This window comes from Kitasatospora sp. NPDC004669 (assembly GCF_040609455.1).
Classification (GTDB): domain Bacteria; phylum Actinomycetota; class Actinomycetes; order Streptomycetales; family Streptomycetaceae; genus Kitasatospora.
The window spans coordinates 122,140-143,201 of record NZ_JBEXKB010000006.1; the positions used below are offsets into that span (position 1 = coordinate 122,140).

At 72.4% G+C, this 21,062-nt stretch carries 17 protein-coding genes and 1 tRNA gene; 12 read left to right on the top strand and 6 right to left on the bottom strand.

The window, feature by feature from the left end:
• The first annotated feature begins 4 nt into the window (after positions 1–4).
• The 5 genes from ABZW30_RS07570 (at position 5) to ABZW30_RS07590 (ending at position 4,483) form a co-directional block, all read left to right on the top strand.
• On the top strand, positions 5–352 hold the full coding sequence (locus tag ABZW30_RS07570; RefSeq protein WP_355670097.1) for a hypothetical protein: 348 nt from the start codon (positions 5–7) through the stop codon (positions 350–352).
• A gap of 62 nt (positions 353–414) precedes the next feature.
• A complete protein-coding gene (locus ABZW30_RS07575; RefSeq protein WP_355670098.1) occupies positions 415–1,362 on the top strand; it encodes a bifunctional DNA primase/polymerase in 948 nt (315 codons plus the stop codon).
• Between the two features lie 70 nt (positions 1,363–1,432).
• A complete protein-coding gene (locus tag ABZW30_RS07580) occupies positions 1,433–2,770 on the top strand; it encodes a DUF3987 domain-containing protein (RefSeq protein WP_355670099.1) in 1,338 nt (445 codons plus the stop codon).
• Between the two features lie 322 nt (positions 2,771–3,092).
• A complete protein-coding gene (locus ABZW30_RS07585; RefSeq protein WP_355670172.1) occupies positions 3,093–3,317 on the top strand; it encodes an excisionase family DNA-binding protein in 225 nt (74 codons plus the stop codon).
• The gene (locus ABZW30_RS07590; protein ID WP_355670100.1) at positions 3,317–4,483 is read left to right on the top strand and encodes a site-specific integrase; all 1,167 of its coding nucleotides are present in this window, start codon (positions 3,317–3,319) and stop codon (positions 4,481–4,483) included. The genes ABZW30_RS07585 and ABZW30_RS07590 overlap by 1 nt, the downstream gene beginning before the upstream one ends.
• Before the next feature lie 73 nt (positions 4,484–4,556).
• Here ABZW30_RS07590 and ABZW30_RS07595 read toward each other — a convergent pair.
• A tRNA-Arg gene (locus tag ABZW30_RS07595) sits at positions 4,557–4,629 on the bottom strand.
• A 177-nt stretch (positions 4,630–4,806) separates the two neighbouring features.
• Between ABZW30_RS07595 and ABZW30_RS07600 the strand changes: the two genes are divergently transcribed.
• Entirely contained in the window at positions 4,807–6,357 is a 1,551-nt protein-coding gene (locus ABZW30_RS07600) for a glycosyltransferase family 39 protein (RefSeq protein WP_355670101.1), read from the top strand.
• A gap of 69 nt (positions 6,358–6,426) precedes the next feature.
• On the opposite strand, the gene ABZW30_RS07605 is transcribed toward ABZW30_RS07600, so the two are convergent.
• Entirely contained in the window at positions 6,427–8,976 is a 2,550-nt protein-coding gene (locus ABZW30_RS07605) for a hypothetical protein (protein WP_355670102.1), read from the bottom strand.
• Between the two features lie 298 nt (positions 8,977–9,274).
• Between ABZW30_RS07605 and ABZW30_RS07610 the strand changes: the two genes are divergently transcribed.
• From ABZW30_RS07610 to ABZW30_RS07620, 3 genes are all read left to right on the top strand, one after another.
• Positions 9,275–10,018, top strand: a complete 744-nt coding sequence (locus ABZW30_RS07610) for a GPP34 family phosphoprotein (RefSeq protein ID WP_355670103.1) — start codon at positions 9,275–9,277, stop codon at positions 10,016–10,018.
• Between the two features lie 512 nt (positions 10,019–10,530).
• Positions 10,531–11,394, top strand: coding sequence for a helix-turn-helix transcriptional regulator (locus tag ABZW30_RS07615; protein ID WP_355670104.1), 864 nt, complete (start codon positions 10,531–10,533; stop codon positions 11,392–11,394).
• A complete protein-coding gene (locus ABZW30_RS07620) occupies positions 11,391–11,600 on the top strand; it encodes a DUF397 domain-containing protein (RefSeq protein ID WP_355670105.1) in 210 nt (69 codons plus the stop codon). Before ABZW30_RS07615 ends, ABZW30_RS07620 begins: the two co-directional genes overlap by 4 nt.
• A gap of 95 nt (positions 11,601–11,695) precedes the next feature.
• Here ABZW30_RS07620 and ABZW30_RS07625 read toward each other — a convergent pair whose 3' ends face one another.
• Positions 11,696–12,811, bottom strand: a complete 1,116-nt coding sequence (locus ABZW30_RS07625) for an ADP-ribosylglycohydrolase family protein (RefSeq protein ID WP_355670173.1) — start codon at positions 12,809–12,811, stop codon at positions 11,696–11,698.
• Positions 12,812–13,043: 232 nt separating this feature from the next.
• Positions 13,044–15,650 carry a bifunctional FO biosynthesis protein CofGH gene (locus tag ABZW30_RS07630; protein ID WP_355670106.1) on the bottom strand — a complete coding sequence of 869 codons (2,607 nt, stop codon included), beginning with the start codon at positions 15,648–15,650 and terminating at the stop codon, positions 13,044–13,046.
• A gap of 182 nt (positions 15,651–15,832) precedes the next feature.
• Between ABZW30_RS07630 and ABZW30_RS07635 the strand changes: the two genes are divergently transcribed.
• The 3 genes from ABZW30_RS07635 to ABZW30_RS07645 all read left to right on the top strand — a co-directional run bounded on the left by ABZW30_RS07635 (position 15,833) and on the right by ABZW30_RS07645 (position 18,986).
• Positions 15,833–17,080, top strand: coding sequence for a DUF2092 domain-containing protein (locus tag ABZW30_RS07635; protein WP_355670107.1), 1,248 nt, complete (start codon positions 15,833–15,835; stop codon positions 17,078–17,080).
• Between the two features lie 63 nt (positions 17,081–17,143).
• Positions 17,144–18,124 carry an ABC transporter ATP-binding protein gene (locus ABZW30_RS07640; RefSeq protein ID WP_355670174.1) on the top strand — a complete coding sequence of 327 codons (981 nt, stop codon included), beginning with the start codon at positions 17,144–17,146 and terminating at the stop codon, positions 18,122–18,124.
• Positions 18,111–18,986 (top strand): ABC transporter permease, encoded by an 876-nt coding sequence (locus ABZW30_RS07645; protein WP_355670108.1) that lies wholly within the window; start codon positions 18,111–18,113, stop codon positions 18,984–18,986. Before ABZW30_RS07640 ends, ABZW30_RS07645 begins: the two co-directional genes overlap by 14 nt.
• A 23-nt stretch (positions 18,987–19,009) precedes the next feature.
• Here the strand turns inward: ABZW30_RS07645 and rarD are convergent, their stop codons facing one another.
• Both rarD and ABZW30_RS07655 read right to left on the bottom strand, forming a co-directional pair.
• A complete protein-coding gene (gene rarD, locus ABZW30_RS07650; protein ID WP_355670109.1) occupies positions 19,010–19,972 on the bottom strand; it encodes an EamA family transporter RarD in 963 nt (320 codons plus the stop codon).
• A gap of 178 nt (positions 19,973–20,150) precedes the next feature.
• Entirely contained in the window at positions 20,151–20,999 is an 849-nt protein-coding gene (locus ABZW30_RS07655; protein ID WP_355670110.1) for an NAD(P)H-binding protein, read from the bottom strand.
• Between the last annotated feature and the right edge of the window lie 63 nt (positions 21,000–21,062).

Consider the following 21,062-nt stretch of genomic DNA (forward strand, 5'->3'; position numbering starts at 1 on the left):
GCGCGTGCCGCCCCTCGCTGAGGCGGGACTGTGGCGGGCCGTCATCGCCGCCGCAGCCGGGCGCTGCCAGTGCCGTGGCACCTGCGGCACCACGCACGACAAGGACGGCGGACGCTGCCCCGCCGTCCACGGCACCTACCAGACCCGGCACGGCCGCAGCTGGGTCCGCCTGCTCGCCGCTCCGGCCGAGCCGTCCGCCCTGCTCCTGCCCGCGCACCAGGCCGCCGCCCTGCCCAAGCGCGAACTGGCCGCCTGGTGTGCGCACTGCCACGACGCCACCCACCGCACCGCTGCCAACGTGCGGCAGGCCGCCGCCCCGGCCGCCGAGCCGGACGCCCTCTTCGACCTCTGACCCCTCACGGGCCAGGGCCCGCGCTCCCGGGTCCTGGCCCGCCGTACCCGAGAGGACCCCGCATGACCGATCGGCCGTCCCCGGACCCGCTCGCCGCCCCGCTGACCGCCGCCGGCCACGGCTGGCACGTCTTCCCGCTCGCCCCGAACGCCAAGCACCCCGCCCTGCACAGCGAGGAGCGCTGCCCGCGCACCGGCCCCTGCACCCCCGGCCACCTCGGATGGGAGCGCCGGGCCACCACCGACCCGGACGTCATTCGCCGGGCCTGGACCCACGGCCCCTACAACATCGGACTGGCCTGCGGCCCCTCCGGACTGGTCGTGGTCGACCTCGACACCCCCAAGCACCCCGGCGACCTCCCGCCCGCACGGTGGGCCGGACGGGGCATCACCGACGGGCACGACGTGTTCGCCGCCCTGTGCGAGGAGCACGGACAGCCCGTCCACTACGACACGTTCACCGTGCGCACCGGCCGGGGCGGCACCCACCTGTACTTCACCGCTCCGGCCGGGATCGTCCTGCGCAACACGACCGGCGACAAGGGGCACGGGCTCGGCTGGAAGGTCGACACCCGCGCCCACGGCGGCTACGTCGTCGCCGCCGGCAGCACCGTCGCCGGACGCCCCTACACGACCGCCCTCGACGTGCCGCCGATCCCGCTGCCCGCCTGGCTCGCAACCCTGCTCACGCCCAAGGCGCCACCGGTCGCCAAGCTGGACACCGCCGCCGTACGGGCCCGGATCGGACGCCTCCAGGCCTACGTGCAGGCCGCCGTACGCGGCGAGAGCGAGAAGGTCGCCGCCGCCGGAGAGGGCGTCAGGAACCACACCCTGTTCGCCTCCTCCGCCGCGCTCGGCCGTCTGGTCGCCGCCGGAACCCTCCCCGAGCGTGACGCCACGGACGCCCTGCTCACTGCCGGGCAGGCGTGCGGACTGGGTGAGGCGGAGTGCCGCCGCACCATCGCCAAGGGCCTGGCCCGGGGCGCCGGCGGCATCGGGCGGGCCGCGTGAGCAACCGTCACCCCTCGCCCCCCAAGGAGAAGCGCTTCTCCGGCGGGGACCGGAACAGGCAGGAGGCCGAGTGACCGCCCCCGACCTCATGACCGCCGAACCCCGTCAGACGACGGCGAAGAACCCGTTCTACGACGACGTCGACGGTCTGGAGCGGCCCACCCGCCCTGGGCCGGTCCCGGACATGGCCGTGTTCCAGGGCCTGGCCGGTCACACCGTTCGGGAACTGGACCCGACCACGGAGGCCGACCCGGTCGGCGTGCTGGTCAACCTGCTCTCCGGCGCCGGGGCCCTGCTCGGCCCCAGCGGCGCGGGCAGGGCCGACTCCTGCCCGCACCTGCGCATCGGCAACGACCGCCACCCCGCCCTGATCTGGGGCCTGACGATCGGCGCGACCGCCGCCGGCCGCAAGGGCGCCGCCACCAACACCGCCCGCCTCATCCTGTCCGCCGCCGCCCCCGGCTTCGCCAAGGACAACTGCCTGTCCGGCCTGTCCTCCGGCGAAGGTCTGATCGAAGCCGTGCGCGACGGCGACCCGACCAAGAAGGACGACCCCGGCCACATCGACAAGCGCCGCTGGATCGTGGAGTCCGAGTACGGCATCACCATGGCCCGCGCCCGCCGCGAGGGCTCCTCCCTCGGCGGCGTCCTGCGCCAGGCCTGGAACGGCGAAGACCTCGGCGTCATGAACCGCGAAGCGCTCAAGGCCACCGCCCCGCACATCGCCATCATCGGCCACATCAGCCCCCGCGAACTGCGAGCCAAGATGCAGGACTCCGAGATGGCCGGCGGCACCTACAACCGCTACCTGCCAGTCTTCGTCCACCGCAACCTCATCCTGGCGGAGTCGCGCGGCGCCGATCCACAGCTTGTGGACAGTCTCGCCTCCTCCTGGCGGGCCGCCCTCGCCGACGCCCGGCAGGCCGGAGAGGTCACCCTCGCCGAACCTGCCCGCAAGCTCTGGCGCGAGGACATCTACCCGGCGCTGTGCGGGGACGAGGACGGAGACGGCCCCCTCGCCGAGTTCACCGCCCGCGCCGCCCCCTACACCCTGCGCCTGGCCATGGTTTACGCCCTGCTCGACCGCCGCCGCGAGATCGAGGAGGACCACCTGCGGGCCGCCCACGCGCTCGTGAACTACTCCCGGTCGTCCGCCGCGCACGTCCTCGGCATGGCCGAGCACACCACCGGCGACCGCAAGCTCGACAAGCTCGCTGGCGCTGTCCGCGCCGCCGGGGCCCGTGGCCTGACCGGTGACGAGGTCTACCGGCTCTTCAAGAAGTCCAGCAAGGACGAACGAGACCGCCTGGTCGCCGCCCTGCTCCAGATCGAGGGCTACGGCAGCGCCCAGGTCCCCGGATCCGGCCGCCACGCGACCGTCCTGCTCTACGCCCCACCCACGACCTGAGGGGTGGAAAGGGTGGAAAGGGGTGCTAAGCCCTCCCACCTGCGAAAACGCGAGGCGCGGAAGGGGTGAAAAGGGGGGTGGAAAGGGGTGGAAAGCCCCCCGCCCCTCCCAGTCCGGCCGGACGCCGGACCCTTTCCACCCCCCTTTCCACCCCCTTTCCACCCCCTCCCCTCTCCACAAAAGCCCAGGTCACCGGGCTTAGCACCCCTTTCCACCCTTTCCACCCCCTGCCTAGCTCTGGGAAGGACCCCTCTTGGCCACCACCGCGCCCAAGAACCGCCGACCGTCCCTCGCTGATCCGGCTGACCGGCTGAAGCCCCCTCTGGTCCGCCTGCTGACCGTTCGAGAGGTCGCCGAGATCCTCGGCACTTGGGAAACCAGCGGCGAGCGCTTCCCCCGCCGGCTGATCGAGGAACGCCGGATCACCTTCGTCAAGGTCGGACGCCACGTCCGCATCCCGGAGCCCGCCATCGCGGAGTTCATCGCCGCGAACACCGTCCAGCCCATCCCCGTCCGCCGCACGACCACGAACAGGAACGCCGCCTGATGGCCAGCAAGAAGAACAGCCGCCGCCGCTTCGGCTCCGTCCGCCAGCTCCCCTCCGGTCGCTGGCAGGTCCGCTACCGCGACCCGCTGACCGGAGAACTGAGGCCCGACGAGAAGACGTACACCACCAAGACCGACGCCGAGGTGAGGCTGAGCCAGCTCGAAGCCGACATCTCGCGCGACAAGTGGACCGACCCGGACGCCGGGAACGTGAACTTCGGCGAGTACGCGACCCGGTGGCTCAAGGAACGCAAGCTGGAGGAGACCACCCGGGAGCGGTACGAGACGGCGCTCCGGCTGCACATCATGCCCACCCTGGGCCCGAGGCTCATCGTGCAGATCACCCCGCAGCGGGTGCGAACCTGGCGGACCCATCTGTTGGAGTCCGGTGTCGGCGAGCCGACCGTGGTCAAGGCCTACCAGATGCTGAGGGCCATCATGAATACGGCCATCGACGACGAGCTGATCAAGCGCAACCCGTGCCGGATCAAGGGCGCCGACACGTACGACGTGCCCGAGCGGCCGGTTCTCTCGGTGGCCGAGGTCTTCGCTGCGGCTGACGCCATCACGCCCCGGTGGCGCGCCCTGGTCCTGGTCACCGCGTTCACCACGCTGCGGTTCGGCGAGCTGGCCGCGCTCCGCCGGCGGGATGTCGACTTGGACGCCCGGCTCCTCCGGGTGCGCCGCAACCAGGCCGAGCTGTACAGCGGGAAGCTCTACGACAAGGCGCCGAAGAGCCGCGCCGGGTTCCGCCCGGTGGCCTTCCCCGCCTCGATCGTGGACGCCCTCCGACATCACCTGGAGCACTACGCGGGGCAGGGCCCGAACGGGCACATGTTCATCGGGCCGCGCGGTGGCCAACTGCGCCGGAGCAACTTCCGCGACGACTGGAGCGCCGCGAAGACGAAGGCGAAGATCTCGCCGGATGTGCATTTCCATGATCTGCGTCACACCGGGAACACCCTGGCCTCGCAGAGCGGCGCGAGCACCAAGGAACTCATGACCCGCATGGGGCACAGCACGGCGCGGGCCGCGTTGATCTACCAGCACATGACCAGCGACCGCGACCGGGTCATCGCCGACCGGATGGGCGAGATGGTCCAAAAGGAGCTGGAGAAGGGGAGCCCTCAGGACGCATCTGGCACGGACGTGGCACAGGACGACTAGCGGTCCAGAACGATGAAGGCCCAGGTCGGAGGGATTACCCCTCTGGCCTGGGCCTTTTCTGCGTTCCGTGGTGTGCCCCAGACAGGAATCGAACCTGCGACACCGGCTTTAGGAGAGCCGTGCTCTATCCCCTGAGCTACTGAGGCGAGGCCGGTCTGTGACCAGGCCGTTCACAGCGTACCGGATCGACGGTCGACTGGGGGTGGTGGCCGGGGGGTGACGGCCGGGACCCGGGCGCCGACGAGGCGTCAGAGCAGGTCAAGTAGCCTGCCGAGAAGTGTTCGAACCGCCGCCGTGCGCCGCCCGAAGGAGACGAAGGCCTGATGACACCAGCTGTGCGCCCGGCCGTCCGGTTGCTGGGGCAGGTGTGGTTCTGGCCCGCGGTGGTGATGCTGGGGGTCGGCGGGTACCGGCTGGGGACGCCCGAGCTGTGGCGGGACGAGATGGCGACCTGGACGGTGGCCACCCGCTCGCTGGGCGACCTGCTCCGGCTGCTCCAGCACATAGACGCCAGCAACGGCGCCTACTACCTGCTGATGCACGGCTGGACGGCGGTGTTCGGCGACTCGGCGGTGGCGCTGCGAATACCCTCCGTGCTGGCGATGGCCGCGGCGGCCGCCTTCGTGGCGCTGACCGCCGAACGGCTGTTCGGCAGCCGGGTGGCGGCGATCGGCGCGGGGCTGCTGTTCACGGTGCCGCCGCAGGTGTCCCACTACGCCCAGGAGGCGCGCGCCTACGCGCTGGCGACCTGCTCGGTCGCGGCCGCCACCTACTTCCTGCTGCGGGCGCTGGAGCGGCCGGGCCTGCGGCGGTGGGCGCCGTACACCGTGGCGATGGCCCTGGCCGGGGTCTGGCACCTGGTCTCGCTCAGTACGGTCACCGGGCAGGCCGCGCTGGTGCTGCTGCACCTGTGGCGCACCCGGGGCGGGGTGCACCGGCGGATCCTCCGGCAGTACCCGGTCGCCGTCATGGTGGCGGTACTGCCGGTGCTGCCGGTGGCGCTGCTCGGCAGTCGGCAGTCCGACCGGCAGCTCGGCTGGATAAAGACGCCGTCCTTCTCCGATCTCACCGGCTTCGGCGGGCACCTCTTCGGCGCGGACCGGGTGGCCCTGGCCTTCGCCCTGCTGGCGCTGCCCGCGCTACTGCTGGGGGGCCGGCGGCTGGAGGCCTGCCAGTTCCTGCTACTGGCGGAGCTGCCGGTGCTGGCCGTCTGGCTGGTCTCGCGGGGCACCACCTCGTACTTCCTCGACCGGTACCTGCTCTTCACGGTGCCCGCCTGGGCGGTGCTGGCCGGGGGCGGGGTCACGGCGGTGTACCGCGCGGTGGCGGCCCGGGGCGGACGGCCGTGGGCGCCGGGGCGGACCGTACCGCCGCGGGCGGCCGTGGCGACGGCCGGACTACTCGCGGTGGGGCTGCTCGCCCTCCCGGCCGTGGCGGCACTGCCGAAGCAGCCGGGGGTGCGGTACGCGGACGCGCACACCCGGTCCAAGGAGCCGTTCCGCGCGGCGGCCGAGGAGATCACCGCCGGGTACCGCCCCGGGGACGGATTGGCGGCCCCGATGGGCGACCAGTCCTGGGCGATGGTCTGGCCGGGCGTCAGCTACTACCTGCCCCCGGACGTCCGGCCGTTCCCGGTGTTCGTCGCGCGCGACGCCGAGGACGCCGAGGGCCTCACCCCCGAGCCCTGCCCGCGGCCGGAGGCCTGTCTGGGGGACGGGCCGCGGGTCTGGCTGCTGGTCCTCGGGGACACCACCGACCCGCTGGCGGCCATGGCGGAGGGGCAGGCGCAGCTGCTCAAGGCGCGGTACGGCGAGCCGGACAGGGTGGTGCCGCTCGGCGGTCTCACCCTCGCGCTGCTCGACCGCACGACCTGAGACGGACGAAGGAGGGGGAGCCGGACCGGTCCGGCTCCCCCTCCTTCGTCGTTCAGCGGATCAGCGCGCTCACAGCATGCGCAGCAGCCGCGACTGGATGGACGGCGGGTTCAGGTCGGACTGGAGGGCCACCGGGACCTCCACCTTGCTGTCGCCCGCGCCCACCCGCAGCGTGCCGACCTCCTTGCCGGCCTTCTCGTTGTGGCCGAGCTTGGCCGGGTCCAGGGTGATCGTGCCGCTGATGCCGGGGAAGCCCGCCACCACGAGGTCCTTGGTCGCGACGACCGGGACCTTGCCGCCGAGCCCGTCGTCCACCGAGCCGACGACGTCGCCCTTCTTGACGACGGTCTGGCCGGTCAGGCCGTTCTGAGCGGCCTGGATCTGCTTGCCGCTGACCTTCAACACGGTCGGCAGGATGCCGTCGCCTTCCTTGGACGAGGTGGCCTGCTGGCCGAGCGTGACGCCGAGGATCAGCCGCTTCACGCCGCCGATCTCCTTGTAGGCGGCCCACATCAGGCAGCCGCCGGCCGGGGTGCTGGAGCCGGTCTTGACGCCGATGACGCCGGTCTTCGGGTTGATCAGGTTGTTGGTGTTGGGGATCTTCACGTTGTTGAAGTTGGTCTCCGGGGTGGAGACGATCTGCCGGAAGATCTCGTCCTGCATGACCTGCTCGGCCAGCTTCAGCTGGTCCTTGGCGGTGGACTTGGTGTCCGCGTTGAAGCCCGCCGGGTCGGCGTAGGTGGTGTTGGTCATACCGAACTTGGCCGCGGTGTCGTTCATCAGCTTGACGAACTCCGCCTCGGAGCCGGAGTGGAACCGGGCGAGCAGCCGGGCCACGTTGTTGGCCGACGGAAGCATCAGCAGCTCCAGCGCCTGGTACTCGGTGAGCACCTGGTTCTCGGTGAGCGTCACCTTCGACTCGTCGACGTTGCCGGACTCCTGCGCGGCCTGCTTGTCGACGACGATCTTCGGGCCGCTCTCCCCCTTCTTCAGCGGGTACTTCTGCAGGATCAGATAGGCGTTCATCACCTTGGTGACACTGGCGATCGAGGCCGGGGTCTCCTGGCCCGAACTGCCGAGGCTGCCCACGCCGACCACCTCGGCGGCGGACTGGCCCTTGGCCGGCCAGGCGAGGTCGAGCGCGTCGCCGGAGAAGTTGAAGCTGCCCGCAGCCGACATCTTCACCTTCGCGTCCGGCAACGGGCGCAGCAGCTGGGCCACCACGACCGCACCGAGCACCACGGCCAGGAACGCCGTCCAGATGGTGATCCGCTTGAGCGCACGGCGCAGCGGCGAGACCGGACGGGCGTTGAGGGAGGCCAGGACCTCCATCGCCTCGGCCGTGGTCTCCGGCGAGGGCAGCGGCTCCGGGGCGGGCAGCGGCTCGGGCCGGGGCAGCGGCGGGACGGGCGGCACCGGCCGCGGGTCCGGCTCGGGCAGTGGCTTGGGTGCCGGGGCCGGGCCGGGCTCGGGCTCGGGGGCCGGCTCGGGCAGCGGTTCGGGGCCCGGGGTCGGCTCGGGTTCGGGAAGGGGCTTGGGTGCCGGGTGCGGCTCGGGCACCGGCTCGGGGACGGGGGCCGGCTCGGGCAGCGGGGTGGGCGCCGGGGGCTCGGGCACGGTGCCGGCGGCGGGGGCGCGCAGCGGCTCGGGCTTCTCCAGCTTCTCGGCCTTGCCGGTCGGAACCGGTGGCTTGGTGAGCAGCATGGTCTTGGTCGGGTCGTAGGGCTCGTCGGCCTTGTCTGGCTCGGCGGCCTCATCGGCCTTATCGGGCTCATCGACCTTGTCGGACTCGCCGGCCTTGTCGGACTCGCCGGCCTTATCTGGCTCGGCGGCCTTGTCGGCCTTATCGGCGTCGCCGGACTCCGCGGACTCGGCGGGCTCTTCGGCTTCGGCGGCCTCGGGCGTGTCGGCCTTCTCGGCCGGCTTCGCCTTCCCCGTCGTGTCGGCGGGCTTCGCGGAGGCGGCCGCGGACTCCTTCTTCTCCGGCGTGTCGGACTCGGGAGCGGTCGCACCGGAAGCCTTCTCCGACCCCTTCCCAGCCCCCTCTTCGGACGCCTTCTCCGACGCCTTCCCGGAGTCCTCCCCAGGGACCTCGGCCGCCACCGCGGCAGCTGCGGCAGCCGTCCGCATGGTGAGACGCGGGTCGGTGCCGGACGGCTGCTCGGCGGCCTCCTTCGCCGCGTCAGCCGTCGGGGCCGGCTCCCCCTTCTCCGCCCCACCATCGGAACTGTCGTCGCCCGTGGCCTTCAGCAGCTCCTCGGGCAGCCGCAGCGCGGTGGTCTTGTTGTCCACCGGCAGCCGCAGCATCGTCGTCCGGCTGTCCACATCCCGAACGCGGATCTGCACGGTCGAGCCGCCCTTGGCCCCCGCCCCCGACGCCGCGGAAGACGACCCGGTGGACGCCTCGGAAGCCGCCTCGGCGGACGTCTCCGTGGTGGTCTCCGCAGATGCCTCCACAGATGCTCCGGCGGCGGCCTCTGCTGACGCCCCGGCAGCCGTCGAACCGGCAGGCCCGCCGTCGGCGGCCTTCGCGGCGCCGTCCGCCGCACCGGTCCGCATCCCCTCCCGGCCCCGCTCCCGCTCGCCGTCCCTCAGCACCCTGTCGGGGGACTCGCCCACGTATCCCAGCCTCCTCAACGCCCGGCGGGGCATCGGCAGACCCGATTTCGGGAAGCCGACGCCCCGCCCCGTGTACCTGTACAGTCTCCGCCACATACGGTCGATCCGGCCGCGCACACCCCGCCCGACCGGCGCTTATTGCCGCCGCACGGCCGCACTGCGGCCTGTTCAACGATCAGACGCCCGGCCCGCGGCCGCCGGTTCCGCGCCTTCACCGCAAGGTCACGATTCGGAGGCGTACTCGACAAGCCCGTGTGAGAGGCGTCACCCTGTCTCTCATCCACGCGGGGAGGCTTGGATGGGCAAGAGCCGCAGAACTGTTCCCGAGGAACTCTTGCTGCTCGCTTTGGACCCGACCACGGGTACCACGGCGCAGCCGCAGACCCTCGACCTCGGACTCGCCGGGGCGCAGCTCGTCGAGCTGTCCCTGGCCGGACGGATCGTACCGGAGGGAGACCGGATCGCCGTCGTGCTCGCACGGCCGACCGGCGACCCGACCCTTGACCACGCACTGGAGTTGCTGCGCCGACGCGGCAGCCCGGTCCGCGCGGCGCACTGGATCGGCGGACCCCGGCTGGGGCTGCGTCAGACGTACCTGGCGCACCTGGAGCGCTGCGGCATGGTCACCGCCGTGCCCGGCCAGGTGTGCGGGGTGCTGCCGACGACCCGGTACCAGGCGTCCGACGACTGCACCAACGCCGCGATCAAGCAGCGGCTGGACACCGCGATCCGCACCGGTGTGCCGCCGGACCCTCGGACGGCCGCGCTCGCGGCCCTCGCCCACTCGGTGGGGCTGGGCAAGCACCTGTACCCGGGCAACGAGGGCCGGTCCTCACGGTCGCGGCTGCGTGACCTGATCCGGTACGACCCGCTCGGCGGGATGGTCGCGCACGCCGTGATGGACGTGCAGAACGGCCTGCCGACGCAGCAGAACCGTTCTTCCCAGGCTTCCGGGACCGGCACCGGCCGGCCCGGCAGCACCCGCACGGCGGGCCGGGCCTCGGGCGGGCGGGTCCCCGCCTCCCGGGTCGGCGTCCGCTGATCCGCGCGGGCCGCTGACCCACGGCGGCCCCGGGCGGCCCTGGGCGGTCGAAGCCGTCAGGCCGGTCGAGGCGGTCGAGGCGATCCGGCCCGACGCGCTGACGACACCCCGACGACACGTCCAGCGGCGGGGGCCGTCCCGTCCGCGCCGCCCGAAGGCGCTGGGCGGCCCGGCACGCGACCCCGCACCACCGGCACCACCAGAAGCACCGAGGGGCGGTCGCCCCGCGACGCAAGTCGCCCGGCGACCGCCCCTCTGCCGTTCCCGGGGGCCCGTCGAGGCCCTCCGCAACTACCGGTCCGAGTCGTCGAGCCGCATTACCACCTGGGGGCTTTCGCTGTCTCACAGAAGCGCTTTTCCGATGATCTGCTCTACTGCGCTGCTGTGATTCCCCGGCGCCGACCTGGCCCAAGGTGACATGCTGCTCCAAGTCAGGGGGGTTGGTCCCAATGTCCGAAGTGTTCCGAGGGCTGCCGTTCCAACGATCACCAGAGGTCCGGCCGGAGGTCGACGTGTCCGCGAACATCAATCCCACCGTGCGCCGCCGGCGCCTCGGCTCGGAGCTGCGCAAACTCCGCGAGGGCCTCGGGATGACGGCGGAGGAGGTGGCCGGCCGCCTGATGGTCTCCCAGTCGAAGATCAGCCGGCTGGAGAACGGCCGCCGCAGCATCAGCCAGCGCGACGTACGGGACCTCTGCGACGTGTACAAGGTGTCCGACGAGCAGATGCGCAACAGCCTGATGGAGATGGCCAAGGAATCACGCCAGCGCGGCTGGTGGCACGACTTCAACGACATGCCGACCCCGTACAGCGTCTACATCGGCCTGGAGGCCGAGGCCTCCTCGATCCGCGCCTACGAGTCCTCCTTCGTCCCGGGCCTGCTGCAGACCGAGCAGTACGCCCAGGCCGTGGTCGAGGGCACCCAGCCGGACACCGACGCGGTCGCGGTGCAGCGCCGGGTGCAGGTCCGGATGAAGCGCCAGGAGCGCGTCCACGGCGAGAACCAGCTGGGCAGCCTGTGGACCGTCATAGACGAGGCCGCACTGCGCCGTGAGGTCGGCAGCCGCGAGATCATGGCCCGGCAGCTGCGGCAGATGCTGGAGCTCAGCCTGCGCCCGAACATCACCATCCAGGTGATCCCGTTCTCGCACGGCGCCCACCCCGGCATGACCGGGACATTCTCCCTGCTGGAGTTCCCGGAGTCAGCCGATTCCACGGTTGTCTACTTCGAAGGTGTGACGAGCGATCTCTACCTGGAGAAGGAGGCGGACGTGCGCCGCTATACCGGTCTGTACGACTACCTGAGAGCGGCCGCACTCGGTGTCGCGGAGAGCCGGTCGCTGATAGCCGACATCGAAAAGGGATACCACGAATGAGCACCCCCTCCGAGTACGGAACCCACTGGCGCAAGAGCAGTCACAGCGGCGGCCAGGGCGCCTGTGTGGAGATCGCCGGACCCACCGCCGAGACAGTGGCGGTCCGGGACTCCAAGGACCCGCTCGGCCCGCAGCTGCTCTTCTCCACCGAGGCCTGGAACGCGTTCGCGGCGGCCACGGCGGCGGGGACCTTCGGCGAGGTCTGACCGGGATCCGTGCTCGGACCAGTTGCCCGTAGCGGTGACCGTCGCCTTCAGCGGCGGCCGGCGCTACGGGCAACTGCCGTTTCCGAGGGGTTCGTTCAGTACACCACCGGGTACCGGACCGCCCAGTTGGCCCCCTCCGGGGTCTGCCGGTCGTGCAGTTCGGTGCCGTGCATCAGCTCCAGCGCGAAGTCGTCGGCGAGTTCGAGGATCGCACCGCGCCCCTCCAGCCCCGCCACCAGCCCTGGCGGCAGCGCGGTGTCGCCGTGCAGCACCCCGAGCAGATTGCCGCAGACCGCGCCGGTGGAGTCGCTGTCCCCGGAGTGGTTGACCGCCAGCAGCAGGCCCGAGCGCACGTCGTGGGCGACCAGCGCGCAGTAGACCCCGATCGCCAGCGCCTCCTCGGCGACCCAGCCCTCACCCAGCGCCTCGACCCGGTCCGCGGACGGCTCGCCGGCCCGGACGGCGTCCAGCGCGGCCCGCAGCGCGGCCGTGGTCTCCTCGTGCGACTGCCGCTCGGAGAGCAGCGCCAGCGCGAGGTGGACGCCCTCCTCCAGGGTGCCGCCGCGGGCCACCGACTGGACGATCACGGCGAGCGCACCCGCCGCCAGGTAGCCGGTCGGGTGGCCGTGGGTGAGCACCGAGCACTCCACCGCGAGCTGGAACACCAGGCCAGGCTCCCAGGTGGTGAGCAGTCCGAACGGCGCCGACCGCACCACCGTGCCGCAGGCCTTGGAGTGCGGGTTCTTGGGCCGCTCCAGGGTACCCAGCCGCTCGCCGTCCGGCCCGGTCAGGCCGGTCAGGCAGCCCTGGCCGGGGGCACGCTGGGCGTACAGCCACTCCTCGCGGCCGAGCCAGCCGAGGTCGGGACGGCGCTCGTCCGGGCCCCAGTCACGCTGGGTGGCGGCCCAGCGCAGGTAGGCCAGGTGCAGGTCGGTGGGCGGGTGCCAGCTGCCGGTGTCGCGCCGGATGTGGGCCCGGATCAGGCCGTCCACGGTGAACAGGCTGAGCTGGGTGTCGTCGGTGACGGCACCGGTGCGCCCGTGCACGGGGAGGTAGCCGGTGACGCCCTGCGGGCCGTGCTGGGCGCGGATCCTCTCCATCGACTCGAACTCGACGCCGGCGCCGAGCGCGTCACCGATGGCACCGCCGAGCAGGCAGCCCCGCACCCGGCTGCGGAAGTCCTGCTGCTGGGCTCGTGACCACAGGGGCATCACGACGGGGCGCCTTTCGTCGGGGTCGGGGGGCGGGTCCGCGCGACGCACGGCCGGGCCGCGCGCCCTGGCACTGTATGCGAAGACGCGAGCGAAACGACGGCACCCCTCGCACTTCGGTTCCCCACCCCGGCCGCCGCGGTTAGGGCTCGTCTTCAAACTCCCGTCGTTCGCCCGGAGGGCGGGCGTTTGAAGACGAGCCCTTGGGACGACCGGGGTCCCGTGGCCCGCCTCAGTCCAGCACCGGCAGCAGCTCCGGCAGGTGCCCGTCCGAGGCCAGCGCCGCCGCCTGCCGCTCGGCCGGCACCTCGCCGTAGACGGTGGTGCGCTGGCGGTGCGGGCGGCCCGCGGCCTCGGCGATCGCCTGGAGGTCGCGCACCGACTTGTAGCTGCCGTACGCCGAGCCGGCCATCCGCGAGATGGTCTCCTCCATCAGCGTGCCGCCCAGGTCGTTGGCGCCCGAGCGGAGCATCTCGGCCGCGCCCTCCGCGCCCAGCTTGACCCAGCTGGTCTGGATGTTGGGGATGTGCGGGTGCAGCAGCAGCCGGGCCATCGCGACCACCGCGCGGTTGTCCCGGACGGTCGGGCCGGGCCGGGCGATGCCGGCCAGGTAGACCGGGGCGTTGGTGTGCACGAACGGGAGGGTGACGAACTCGGTGAAGCCGCCGGTGCCGTTGAATCCGAGCGAGCGCTGCTGGATGTCGGCGAGCAGCCGCAGGTGGCCGAGCCAGTGCTCGGGGGTGTCCACGTGCCCGTACATCATCGTGGAGGAGGAGCGGATGCCCAGCTCGTGCGCGGTGGTGACCACCTCGACCCAGGTCGCGGCCGGCAGCTTGCCCTTGGTGAGCACCCAGCGGACCTCGTCGTCCAGGATCTCGGCGGCCGTGCCCGGGATGGTGTCCAGGCCCGACTCCTTGGCCCGCTGCAGCCAGTCGCGGATCGAAAGACCCGTCCGGGTCGCGCCGTTGACCACCTCCATCGGCGAGAAGGCGTGCACGTGGATGCCGGGCACCCGCTCCTTCACCGCGCGGGCGATGTCGAAGTAGGCGGTGCCGGGCAGGTCCGGGTGGATGCCGCCCTGCATGCACACCTCGGTGGCGCCCACCTTCCAGGCCTGCGCGGCGCGTTCGGCGACCTGCTCCAGGGAGAGGGTGTAGGCGTCGGCGTCGGTGCGGCGCTGGGCGAAGGCGCAGAAGCGACAGCCGGTGTAACAGACGTTGGTGAAGTTGATGTTCCGGGTGACGCAGTAGGTGACGTCGTCGCCGACCGCGTCCCGGCGGACGTCGTCGGCGATCCGGCACAGCGCGTCCAGGGCCGGGCCGTCCGCGTGGAACAGTGCCAGCGCGTGGTCGTCGGTGAGCCTGGTCGGGTCGTCGGCGGCCACCTTCAGCGCCTCGCGAAGGTCGCCGGCGAGGCGCTCGGGCGCGCCCTTCGCCAGCACCTGCTCACGCAGCACCTCCCAGTCGCCGTACACGTCCTCGAAGTCGGCCCGGCGGTCGCCGGTGCGGCCCTCGGTGTCGATGGTGGCGTGCAGGTCGGTCCGCCCGTACGACTCCGGGAGGTCCTCGGGCTCCTGCCACGGGCGGCCCTGGACCACGGCGTCCGGGTTCGCCAGGCCGGTGGCCGGGTCGGCCAGGGCGCGGACATGCGGCAACACCCGTGGGTCCAGCCAGGGTTCGCCGCGCAGCACGTACTCGGGGTAGACGGCGAGGCGCTCGCGCAGTTCGAAGCCGGCCGCGGCCGAGCGCTCGGCCAGGCGGTCGATCTGCGGCCAGGGGCGCTCGGGGTTGACGTGGTCCGGGGTGAGCGGGGAGACGCCGCCCCAGTCGTCGATGCCGGCCGCGATCAGCCGCTCGTACTCGCCGTCCACCAGGTTCGGCGGCGCCTGCAGGCAGGCGGTCGGGCCCAGCAGGTGGCGGGCCACCGCCACCGTGGCGACCAGCTCGTCCAGTTCGGCGTCCGGCATGCCGCGCATCGCGGTATCCGGCTTGGCGCGGAAGTTCTGCAGGATCAGTTCCTGGATGCCGTGGTACGCCCGGGAGACCTTGCGCAGCGCGAACAGCGACTCGGCGCGCTCCCGGTACGTCTCGCCGATGCCGATCAGCAGGCCGCTGGTGAACGGGACGGAGCTGCGACCGGCGTCCTCCAGCACCCGCAGCCGGACGGCCGGTTCCTTGTCCGGGGAGCCGAAGTGCGGGCCGCCGGGCTCGCTCCACAGCCGGGTGGCGGTGGTCTCCAGCATCATGCCCATCGAGGCGGAGACCGGCTTCAGCCGCTGGAAGTCCGTCCAGCTCAGCACCCCGGGGTTGAGGTGCGGCAGCAGGCCGGTCTCCTCCAGGATGCGGATGGACATCGCCCGCACATAGGCGACGGTGTCGTCGTAGCCGTGCGTGTCCAGCCACTCGCGGGCCTCGGGCCAGCGGTCCTCGGGCTTGTCGCCGAGCGTGATCAGGGCTTCCTTGCAGCCGAGTTCGGCCCCGCGCCGGGCCACCTCCAGTACCTCGTCCGGGGACATGAACATCCCGTGCCCGGCCCGGCGCAGCTTGCCGGGGACGGTCGCGAAGGTGCAGTAGTGGCACTTGTCGCGGCAGAGCCGGGTCAGCGGGATGAACACGCTCTTGGAGTAGGTGATGACGCCGGGGCGGCCGACCGCCTCCAGCCCGGCGTCGCGCACCCGGGCGGCGCTCGCGCACAGGTCGCGCAGGTCCTCGCCTCTGGTCTGGAGCAACACGGCGGCCTCGGCCACATCGAGGGCGACGCCGTCCCGGGCGCGGTGCAGGGCGCGCCGCATCGCGTTCGCCGTCGGGGGGTTGCTTGCGTCCATGGCGGTTCCGTCCATGGCGCGACCCTACGCCAGGTGTCGTACGTCCGGAGGAGCCAACCCTGAGGCCGTCTCAGGGTCGATGTACCTACCAGGTTCACCCCGATCTGGCCCTGCAGGGCGATGACGCGGCGGCGGTACCGACCTCTAATGGAAGGGCAGTGCCAATCGAACAGGTTCGCAGAGGAGTTGAGGACGCCATGACCAATGACACGGCGGCGGGGGACCAGCAGGACAGCGGGGTGCCGTTCCGTTCGCGACGGCGCACCCTGGTACGCGCCGGGGTGCCGCTGGCGGTGGCCGCGGTGATCGCCACCGGGGTCGGGCTGGTGCCCGCGCTGGCCGCCGACTCCCCGCCCGACCTGCCGACCGTCTCGGCGGAGCAGCTGGTGGCCAAGGTGCTCGGCTCCGACGCGCAGACCCTGTCCGGGACGGTGTCGGTCTCGACCGACCTCGGGCTGCCCGGCCAGCTGCTGAGCGGGGCCGGCGGGTTCGCCGCGGCGGCCGGGCACGGCGGCGACGAGCAGGGCAAGGGCTCCTCGGCGGACCCGCAGACCAAGCTGCTCGGCCTGCTCGGCGGGGACCAGACCCTGCGGGTCGCGGTGGACGGGCCGGACCGCCAGCGGGTGGACCTGATGGAGAACACGGCGGGCTACAGCCTGGTCCGCAACGGCGACCAGAGCTGGGCCTGGGACAGCTCGACCAACAGCGCGGTGCACCTGACCGGGCGTCCGGCGGCCGAGCAGCACTCCAAGGCGCCGCTGACCGGCGTGCCGACCACCGCGCAGGAGGCCGCCAAGCAGTTCCTGACCACGAGCGCCGGCACCACCTCGGTCACCGTCGCCGGGACGGCCACCGTGGCCGGGCAGAAGGCGTACCAGCTGAGCGTCAAGCCGACCCAGTCCGGCTCGACGGTCGCCGAGGTGCGGATCTCGGTGGCCGCCGACAACGGGGTGCCGCTCGCGGTGGTGGTGAAGTCCACCGACGGCTCCACCGTGCTGGACGTCCACTTCACCGACGTGTCCTTCGCCAAGCCCGCCGCCAAGACCTTCGACTTCACGGTGCCCAAGGGCGCCAAGGTGACGGAGCGGAAGGCGGACGAGGCCGTCAAGGACCACGCCGGCGAGAGCGAAGCCGCCAAGGGCGGGGCCGCCAAGGACCACGGCGGCGTGAACGTGATCGGCGAGGGCTGGACGGCCGTGGTCTCCGCGCAGCTGCCCAGCAGCGTCGAGGCGCCCGCCGGCGCGTCCAAGGGCGACGGCAAGCAGGGCAAGCACCACGGCCGGCCGGTGAACCCGCAGGCGCTGGTCAAGTCGCTCGGCAAGCCGGTCGGCGGCGGCACGCTGATCAGCACCAAGGTCGTCAACGTCCTGCTCACCGACGACGGCCGGGTCTTCGCCGGCGCGGTGACCCTGTCGGTCCTGCAGCACGCCGCCGGGGTGAACTGACGGATGACCGGGACTCCCGTAACGGGGGACGTTACGGAGTCGGCCGGGGGTACGGGCGCCGCGCTGCGCCCGGCCCCCGTTCCCACTTCTCCGCCCTCCCGCACCGACGACGTGATCAGAACCCGCGGCCTGACCAAGCGCTTCCGGGGTGGCCAGCTCGCCGTGGACGGCCTGGACCTGGCCGTGCCGCGCGGCTCGGTTTTCGGCTTCCTCGGCCCAAACGGCTCCGGCAAGACCACCACCATCCGGATGCTGATGGGCCTGATCGCCCCCACCTCCGGTGTGGCCACCGTGCTCGGTGAGTCGATGCCGCAGTCCGTCGCCACCGTGCTGCCCCGGGTGGGCGCGCTGATCGAGGGCCCGGCGCTGTACGGCTTCCTCTCCGGCCGGGACAACCTGATCCGCTTCGACTCCGCCGATCCGACCGCCGACCCGCGCACCCGCCGGCAGCGGGTGGACACCGCGCTGGAGCGGGTCGGCCTGAGCGCCGCGGCGGGGAAGAAGGCCCGCGCCTACTCACTGGGCATGAAGCAGCGCCTGGGCCTGGCCTCCGCGCTGCTGCAGCCGCGCGAGCTGCTGGTGCTGGACGAGCCGACCAACGGCCTGGACCCGCAGGGCATGCGGGAGATCCGGGCGCTGGTGCGGGAGGTCGCGGCGGAGGGCACCACGGTGTTCCTCTCCTCGCACCTGCTGGACGAGATCGAGCAGGTCTGCACCCACGCGGCGGTGATGTCCCGGGGCCGGCTGCTGGTGCAGGGCACCGTCGCCGAGCTGGCCGCCCGGGCCCAGGGCCGGCTGGTGGTCCGCACCCCCGACGTGGCGCAGGCCGCCGAGGTGCTGGCCGCCCACCGGGTGGGCGCGCTGGTGCCCGGCGAGGGCCGGGTGGACGGCGAGTTGGGCGCCCAGGGCGACGAGGTGCTGCCCAAGCTGTGCGCGGCGCTGGTCGAGGCCGGGGTGCGGGTGCACGGATTCGGGCTGGAGCGGGGCACGTTGGAGGACGCCTTCGTGGCGCTGACCGGGGAGGGCTTCGATGTCGCAGGCTGAGGCGGTGCCGGTGACGGCCGGCCGTCGACCGCAGACCGCGGCCGGGTTCCTGGCGCTGTTCCGCAACGAGCTGCACCTGACCTTCCGCCGACTGCGCACCAAGGTGCTGCTGGGCATCCTGGCGGTGCTGCCGATCCTGATCGGCGTGGTGGTCAAGCTCAACACCGACAGCCCGCACGAGGGCGGCGGTGGACCGAGCTTCATCGCGCAGACCACGCAGAACGGCCTGTTCCTGGTGTTCACCGCGCTGGCGGTGGCGCTGCCGGTCTTCCTGCCGATGACGGTCGGCGTGGTGGCCGGGGACTCGGTCGCCGGCGAGGCCGCCACCGGGACGCTGCGCTACCTGCTGGTCGCCCCGGCCGGGCGGACCAGGCTGCTGGCCGCCAAGTTCACCGCCGGGCTGGTGTTCTGCCTGGCCGCCACGGCGGCGGTGGCGCTGTCCGCGCTGGCCACGGGTGCCGCGCTGTTCCCGCTCGGTGAGGTCACGCTGATCTCCGGGGACACCATCGGCTTCTCCGACGCGCTGCTACGCGCGGTGCTGGTGGCCGGGGTGGTCGCGGTCTCGCTGGCCGGGCTGGTGGCGATCGGGCTGTTCGTCTCCACCCTCACCGGCAGCGGCATCGCGGCGATGGCCGCGACCGTCGGCCTGGTGATCACCGTGCAGATCCTGGACGCCTTCCCGCAACTGGACGCGATCCGGCCGTTCCTGTTCACCCACTACTGGATGAGCTTCTCGGACCTGCTGCGCGAACCGATGTACTGGGACGGCGTGTGGAAGGACCTCGGTCTGCAGGCCGCCTACGTCGCCGTGTTCGGCTCGGCGGCCTGGTCGCGGTTCACCAGCCGCGACATCAGCGCATGAGCGGCATCAGCGCCTGAGACGCGTCAGCGCGTGACGGCTTCCCGCTGTACGGGGGCGGGCTGCGGCACGACCGCGGCCCGCCCGGCCCGCACCTGGCGCAGCGCGTCCCAGGTGAGCAGCGCGAGCGCGGCCCAGACCAGGGCGAAGCCGGCCCAGCGCGCGGGCGGCATCGACTCGTGGAAGACGGCGACGCCGATCAGGAACTGGAACACCGGCGCCAGGTACTGCAGCAGCCCGAGCACGGTCAGCGGCACCCGCACGGCCGCCGCGCCGAAGAACAGCAGCGGGATCGCGGTGATCACGCCGCTGAGCATCAGCAGCGCCGAGTGCCCCCAGCCGTACGAGCCGGGCACCGTGTGGCCGAAGGTGCCGTGCCCGCTGACCTCCAGGTAGATCAGGTAGCCGAGGGCGAAGGGGAACATGAAGGCGCTCTCCGCCGCCAGGCTCTCCAGCCCGCTCAGCCCGACCTGCTTCTTCAGCAGGCCGTAGGTGGCGAAGGAGAGCGCCAGGACCAGCGCGATCCAGGGCAGCTGCCCGTAGGCGACGGTCAGCACCGCGACGGCGGCCGCGCCGATGCCGACGGCCGTCCACTGCGCGCCGCGCAGCCGCTCCTTGAGCACCAGGACGCCGAAGCCGATGGTGACCAGGGGGTTGATGAAGTAGCCGAGGCTGGTCTCCACCACGTGCCCGTTGTTGACGGCCCAGATGTAGACGCCCCAGTTGACGGAGATCACCATGGCCGCGCCGGCCAGCATGGCGAGTCGGCGGGGCTGGCGCAGCAGCGGCCGTATCCAGCCCCAATGCCGCTGGGCCACCAGCATCAGCACCACGGCGACCAGGGACCAGACCATCCGGTTGGCCAGGATGTCGTCGGCGGCGCCGGGCTCCAGCAACGGCCAGAACAGTGGGAAGAGCCCCCAGATGCCGTAGGCCGCCATGCCGTACCAGAGGCCTCGGCCGCTGTCCTGCTGGGTTGTCTGTGGCATGGCCGAGTGCCCTCCCGCGCGCGCGATGTATCGAGGTGACGGTAGCGGGCGGAAGGGCAGGCTGTCATCTCCGTTTCCCGATTTTGGTCATGACATTGTTTGAATGCCGGACGGATCCGGTGTTCCCGCCGGTCAGAGGTTGCCTTGTACACCCGGGCGCTCCAGGCACCCAGATGCTCTAGGCGCCCAGCGCCGCGCGGACGGACTCGGCCAGCGGGACGGTCGGGCGGCCGATCAGCCGGGCCAGGTCCCCGGTGCGCAGGGCCAGCTCGCCCTCGGCGATGGCCGCGTCGGTGTTCGGGAACAGCTCGGCGAAGCCCTCCGGCAGCCCCGCGGCCACCAGTCGGCGGACCTGCTCCTCCGCGGCGACGTCCAGGTACGCCACCGGGCTGCCGGAGGCCGCGGCCAGCTCGGCCGCCAGCTCGCCCATGCTCCAGTCGGCATCGCCGCTCAGCTCGTACACCTTGGTCTCGTGCCCCTCACCGATGAGGACCGCCACCGCCGCGTCGGCGTAGTCCCGGCGCGCGGCGCTCGCCACCCGACCCTCGCCGCTGCTGCCGAAGACCTCGCCGCTCGCGACGCTCGCGGCCGCGCCCGCCACGTAGTTCTCCGTGTACCAGCCGTTGCGCAGCAGGGCGTGGGGCACTCCGGACGCCCGCAGCAGTTCCTCGGTAGCGCGGTGCTCCTCGGCGATCCGGAAGGTCGCCGTGCCCAGGATGCTGGTGTAGGCGAGCAGCGCGACCCCGGCGGCCTCGGCCGCGTCGATCACCGCGCGGTGCTGGGGCACCCGCCTGCCGAGCTCGTTCCCGGAGATCAGCAGCACCCGGTCACCCGCGGCGAAGGCCCCGGCGAGCGACTCGGGGCGGTCGTAGTCCGCCTCGTGGACCCGCACGCCCCGCTTCGCCCACTCCTCGGCCTTGGCGGCGGAGCGGACCACCACCGCGATCTCGCTCGCCGGAACGGCGGCCAGCAGGCCCTCCACGACCAGGCGGCCGAGCTGTCCGGCGGCTCCGGTGACGACGTACATGCTGCTGCTCCCTGTTGGTCTCGATCGGCTTCGACACTCACCCTAGGGAGGGCACTTACTTCT

What these genes read in the sequence shown, in the direction of transcription:
- ABZW30_RS07625 (WP_355670173.1), bottom strand. Translation starts at nt 12,811, where the DNA reads ATGCCCCTGTGGTCACGAGCCCAGCAGCAGGACTTCCGCAGCCGGGTG.
- rarD (WP_355670109.1), bottom strand. Translation starts at nt 19,972, where the DNA reads ATGCCACAGACAACCCAGCAGGACAGCGGCCGAGGCCTCTGGTACGGC.
- ABZW30_RS07590 (WP_355670100.1), top strand. Translation starts at nt 3,317, where the DNA reads ATGGCCAGCAAGAAGAACAGCCGCCGCCGCTTCGGCTCCGTCCGCCAG.
- ABZW30_RS07610 (WP_355670103.1), top strand. Translation starts at nt 9,275, where the DNA reads ATGGGCAAGAGCCGCAGAACTGTTCCCGAGGAACTCTTGCTGCTCGCT.
- ABZW30_RS07655 (WP_355670110.1), bottom strand. Translation starts at nt 20,999, where the DNA reads ATGTACGTCGTCACCGGAGCCGCCGGACAGCTCGGCCGCCTGGTCGTG.
- ABZW30_RS07630 (WP_355670106.1), bottom strand. Translation starts at nt 15,650, where the DNA reads ATGGACGGAACCGCCATGGACGCAAGCAACCCCCCGACGGCGAACGCG.
- ABZW30_RS07645 (WP_355670108.1), top strand. Translation starts at nt 18,111, where the DNA reads ATGTCGCAGGCTGAGGCGGTGCCGGTGACGGCCGGCCGTCGACCGCAG.
- ABZW30_RS07620 (WP_355670105.1), top strand. Translation starts at nt 11,391, where the DNA reads ATGAGCACCCCCTCCGAGTACGGAACCCACTGGCGCAAGAGCAGTCAC.
- ABZW30_RS07635 (WP_355670107.1), top strand. Translation starts at nt 15,833, where the DNA reads ATGACCAATGACACGGCGGCGGGGGACCAGCAGGACAGCGGGGTGCCG.
- ABZW30_RS07600 (WP_355670101.1), top strand. Translation starts at nt 4,807, where the DNA reads ATGACACCAGCTGTGCGCCCGGCCGTCCGGTTGCTGGGGCAGGTGTGG.
- ABZW30_RS07575 (WP_355670098.1), top strand. Translation starts at nt 415, where the DNA reads ATGACCGATCGGCCGTCCCCGGACCCGCTCGCCGCCCCGCTGACCGCC.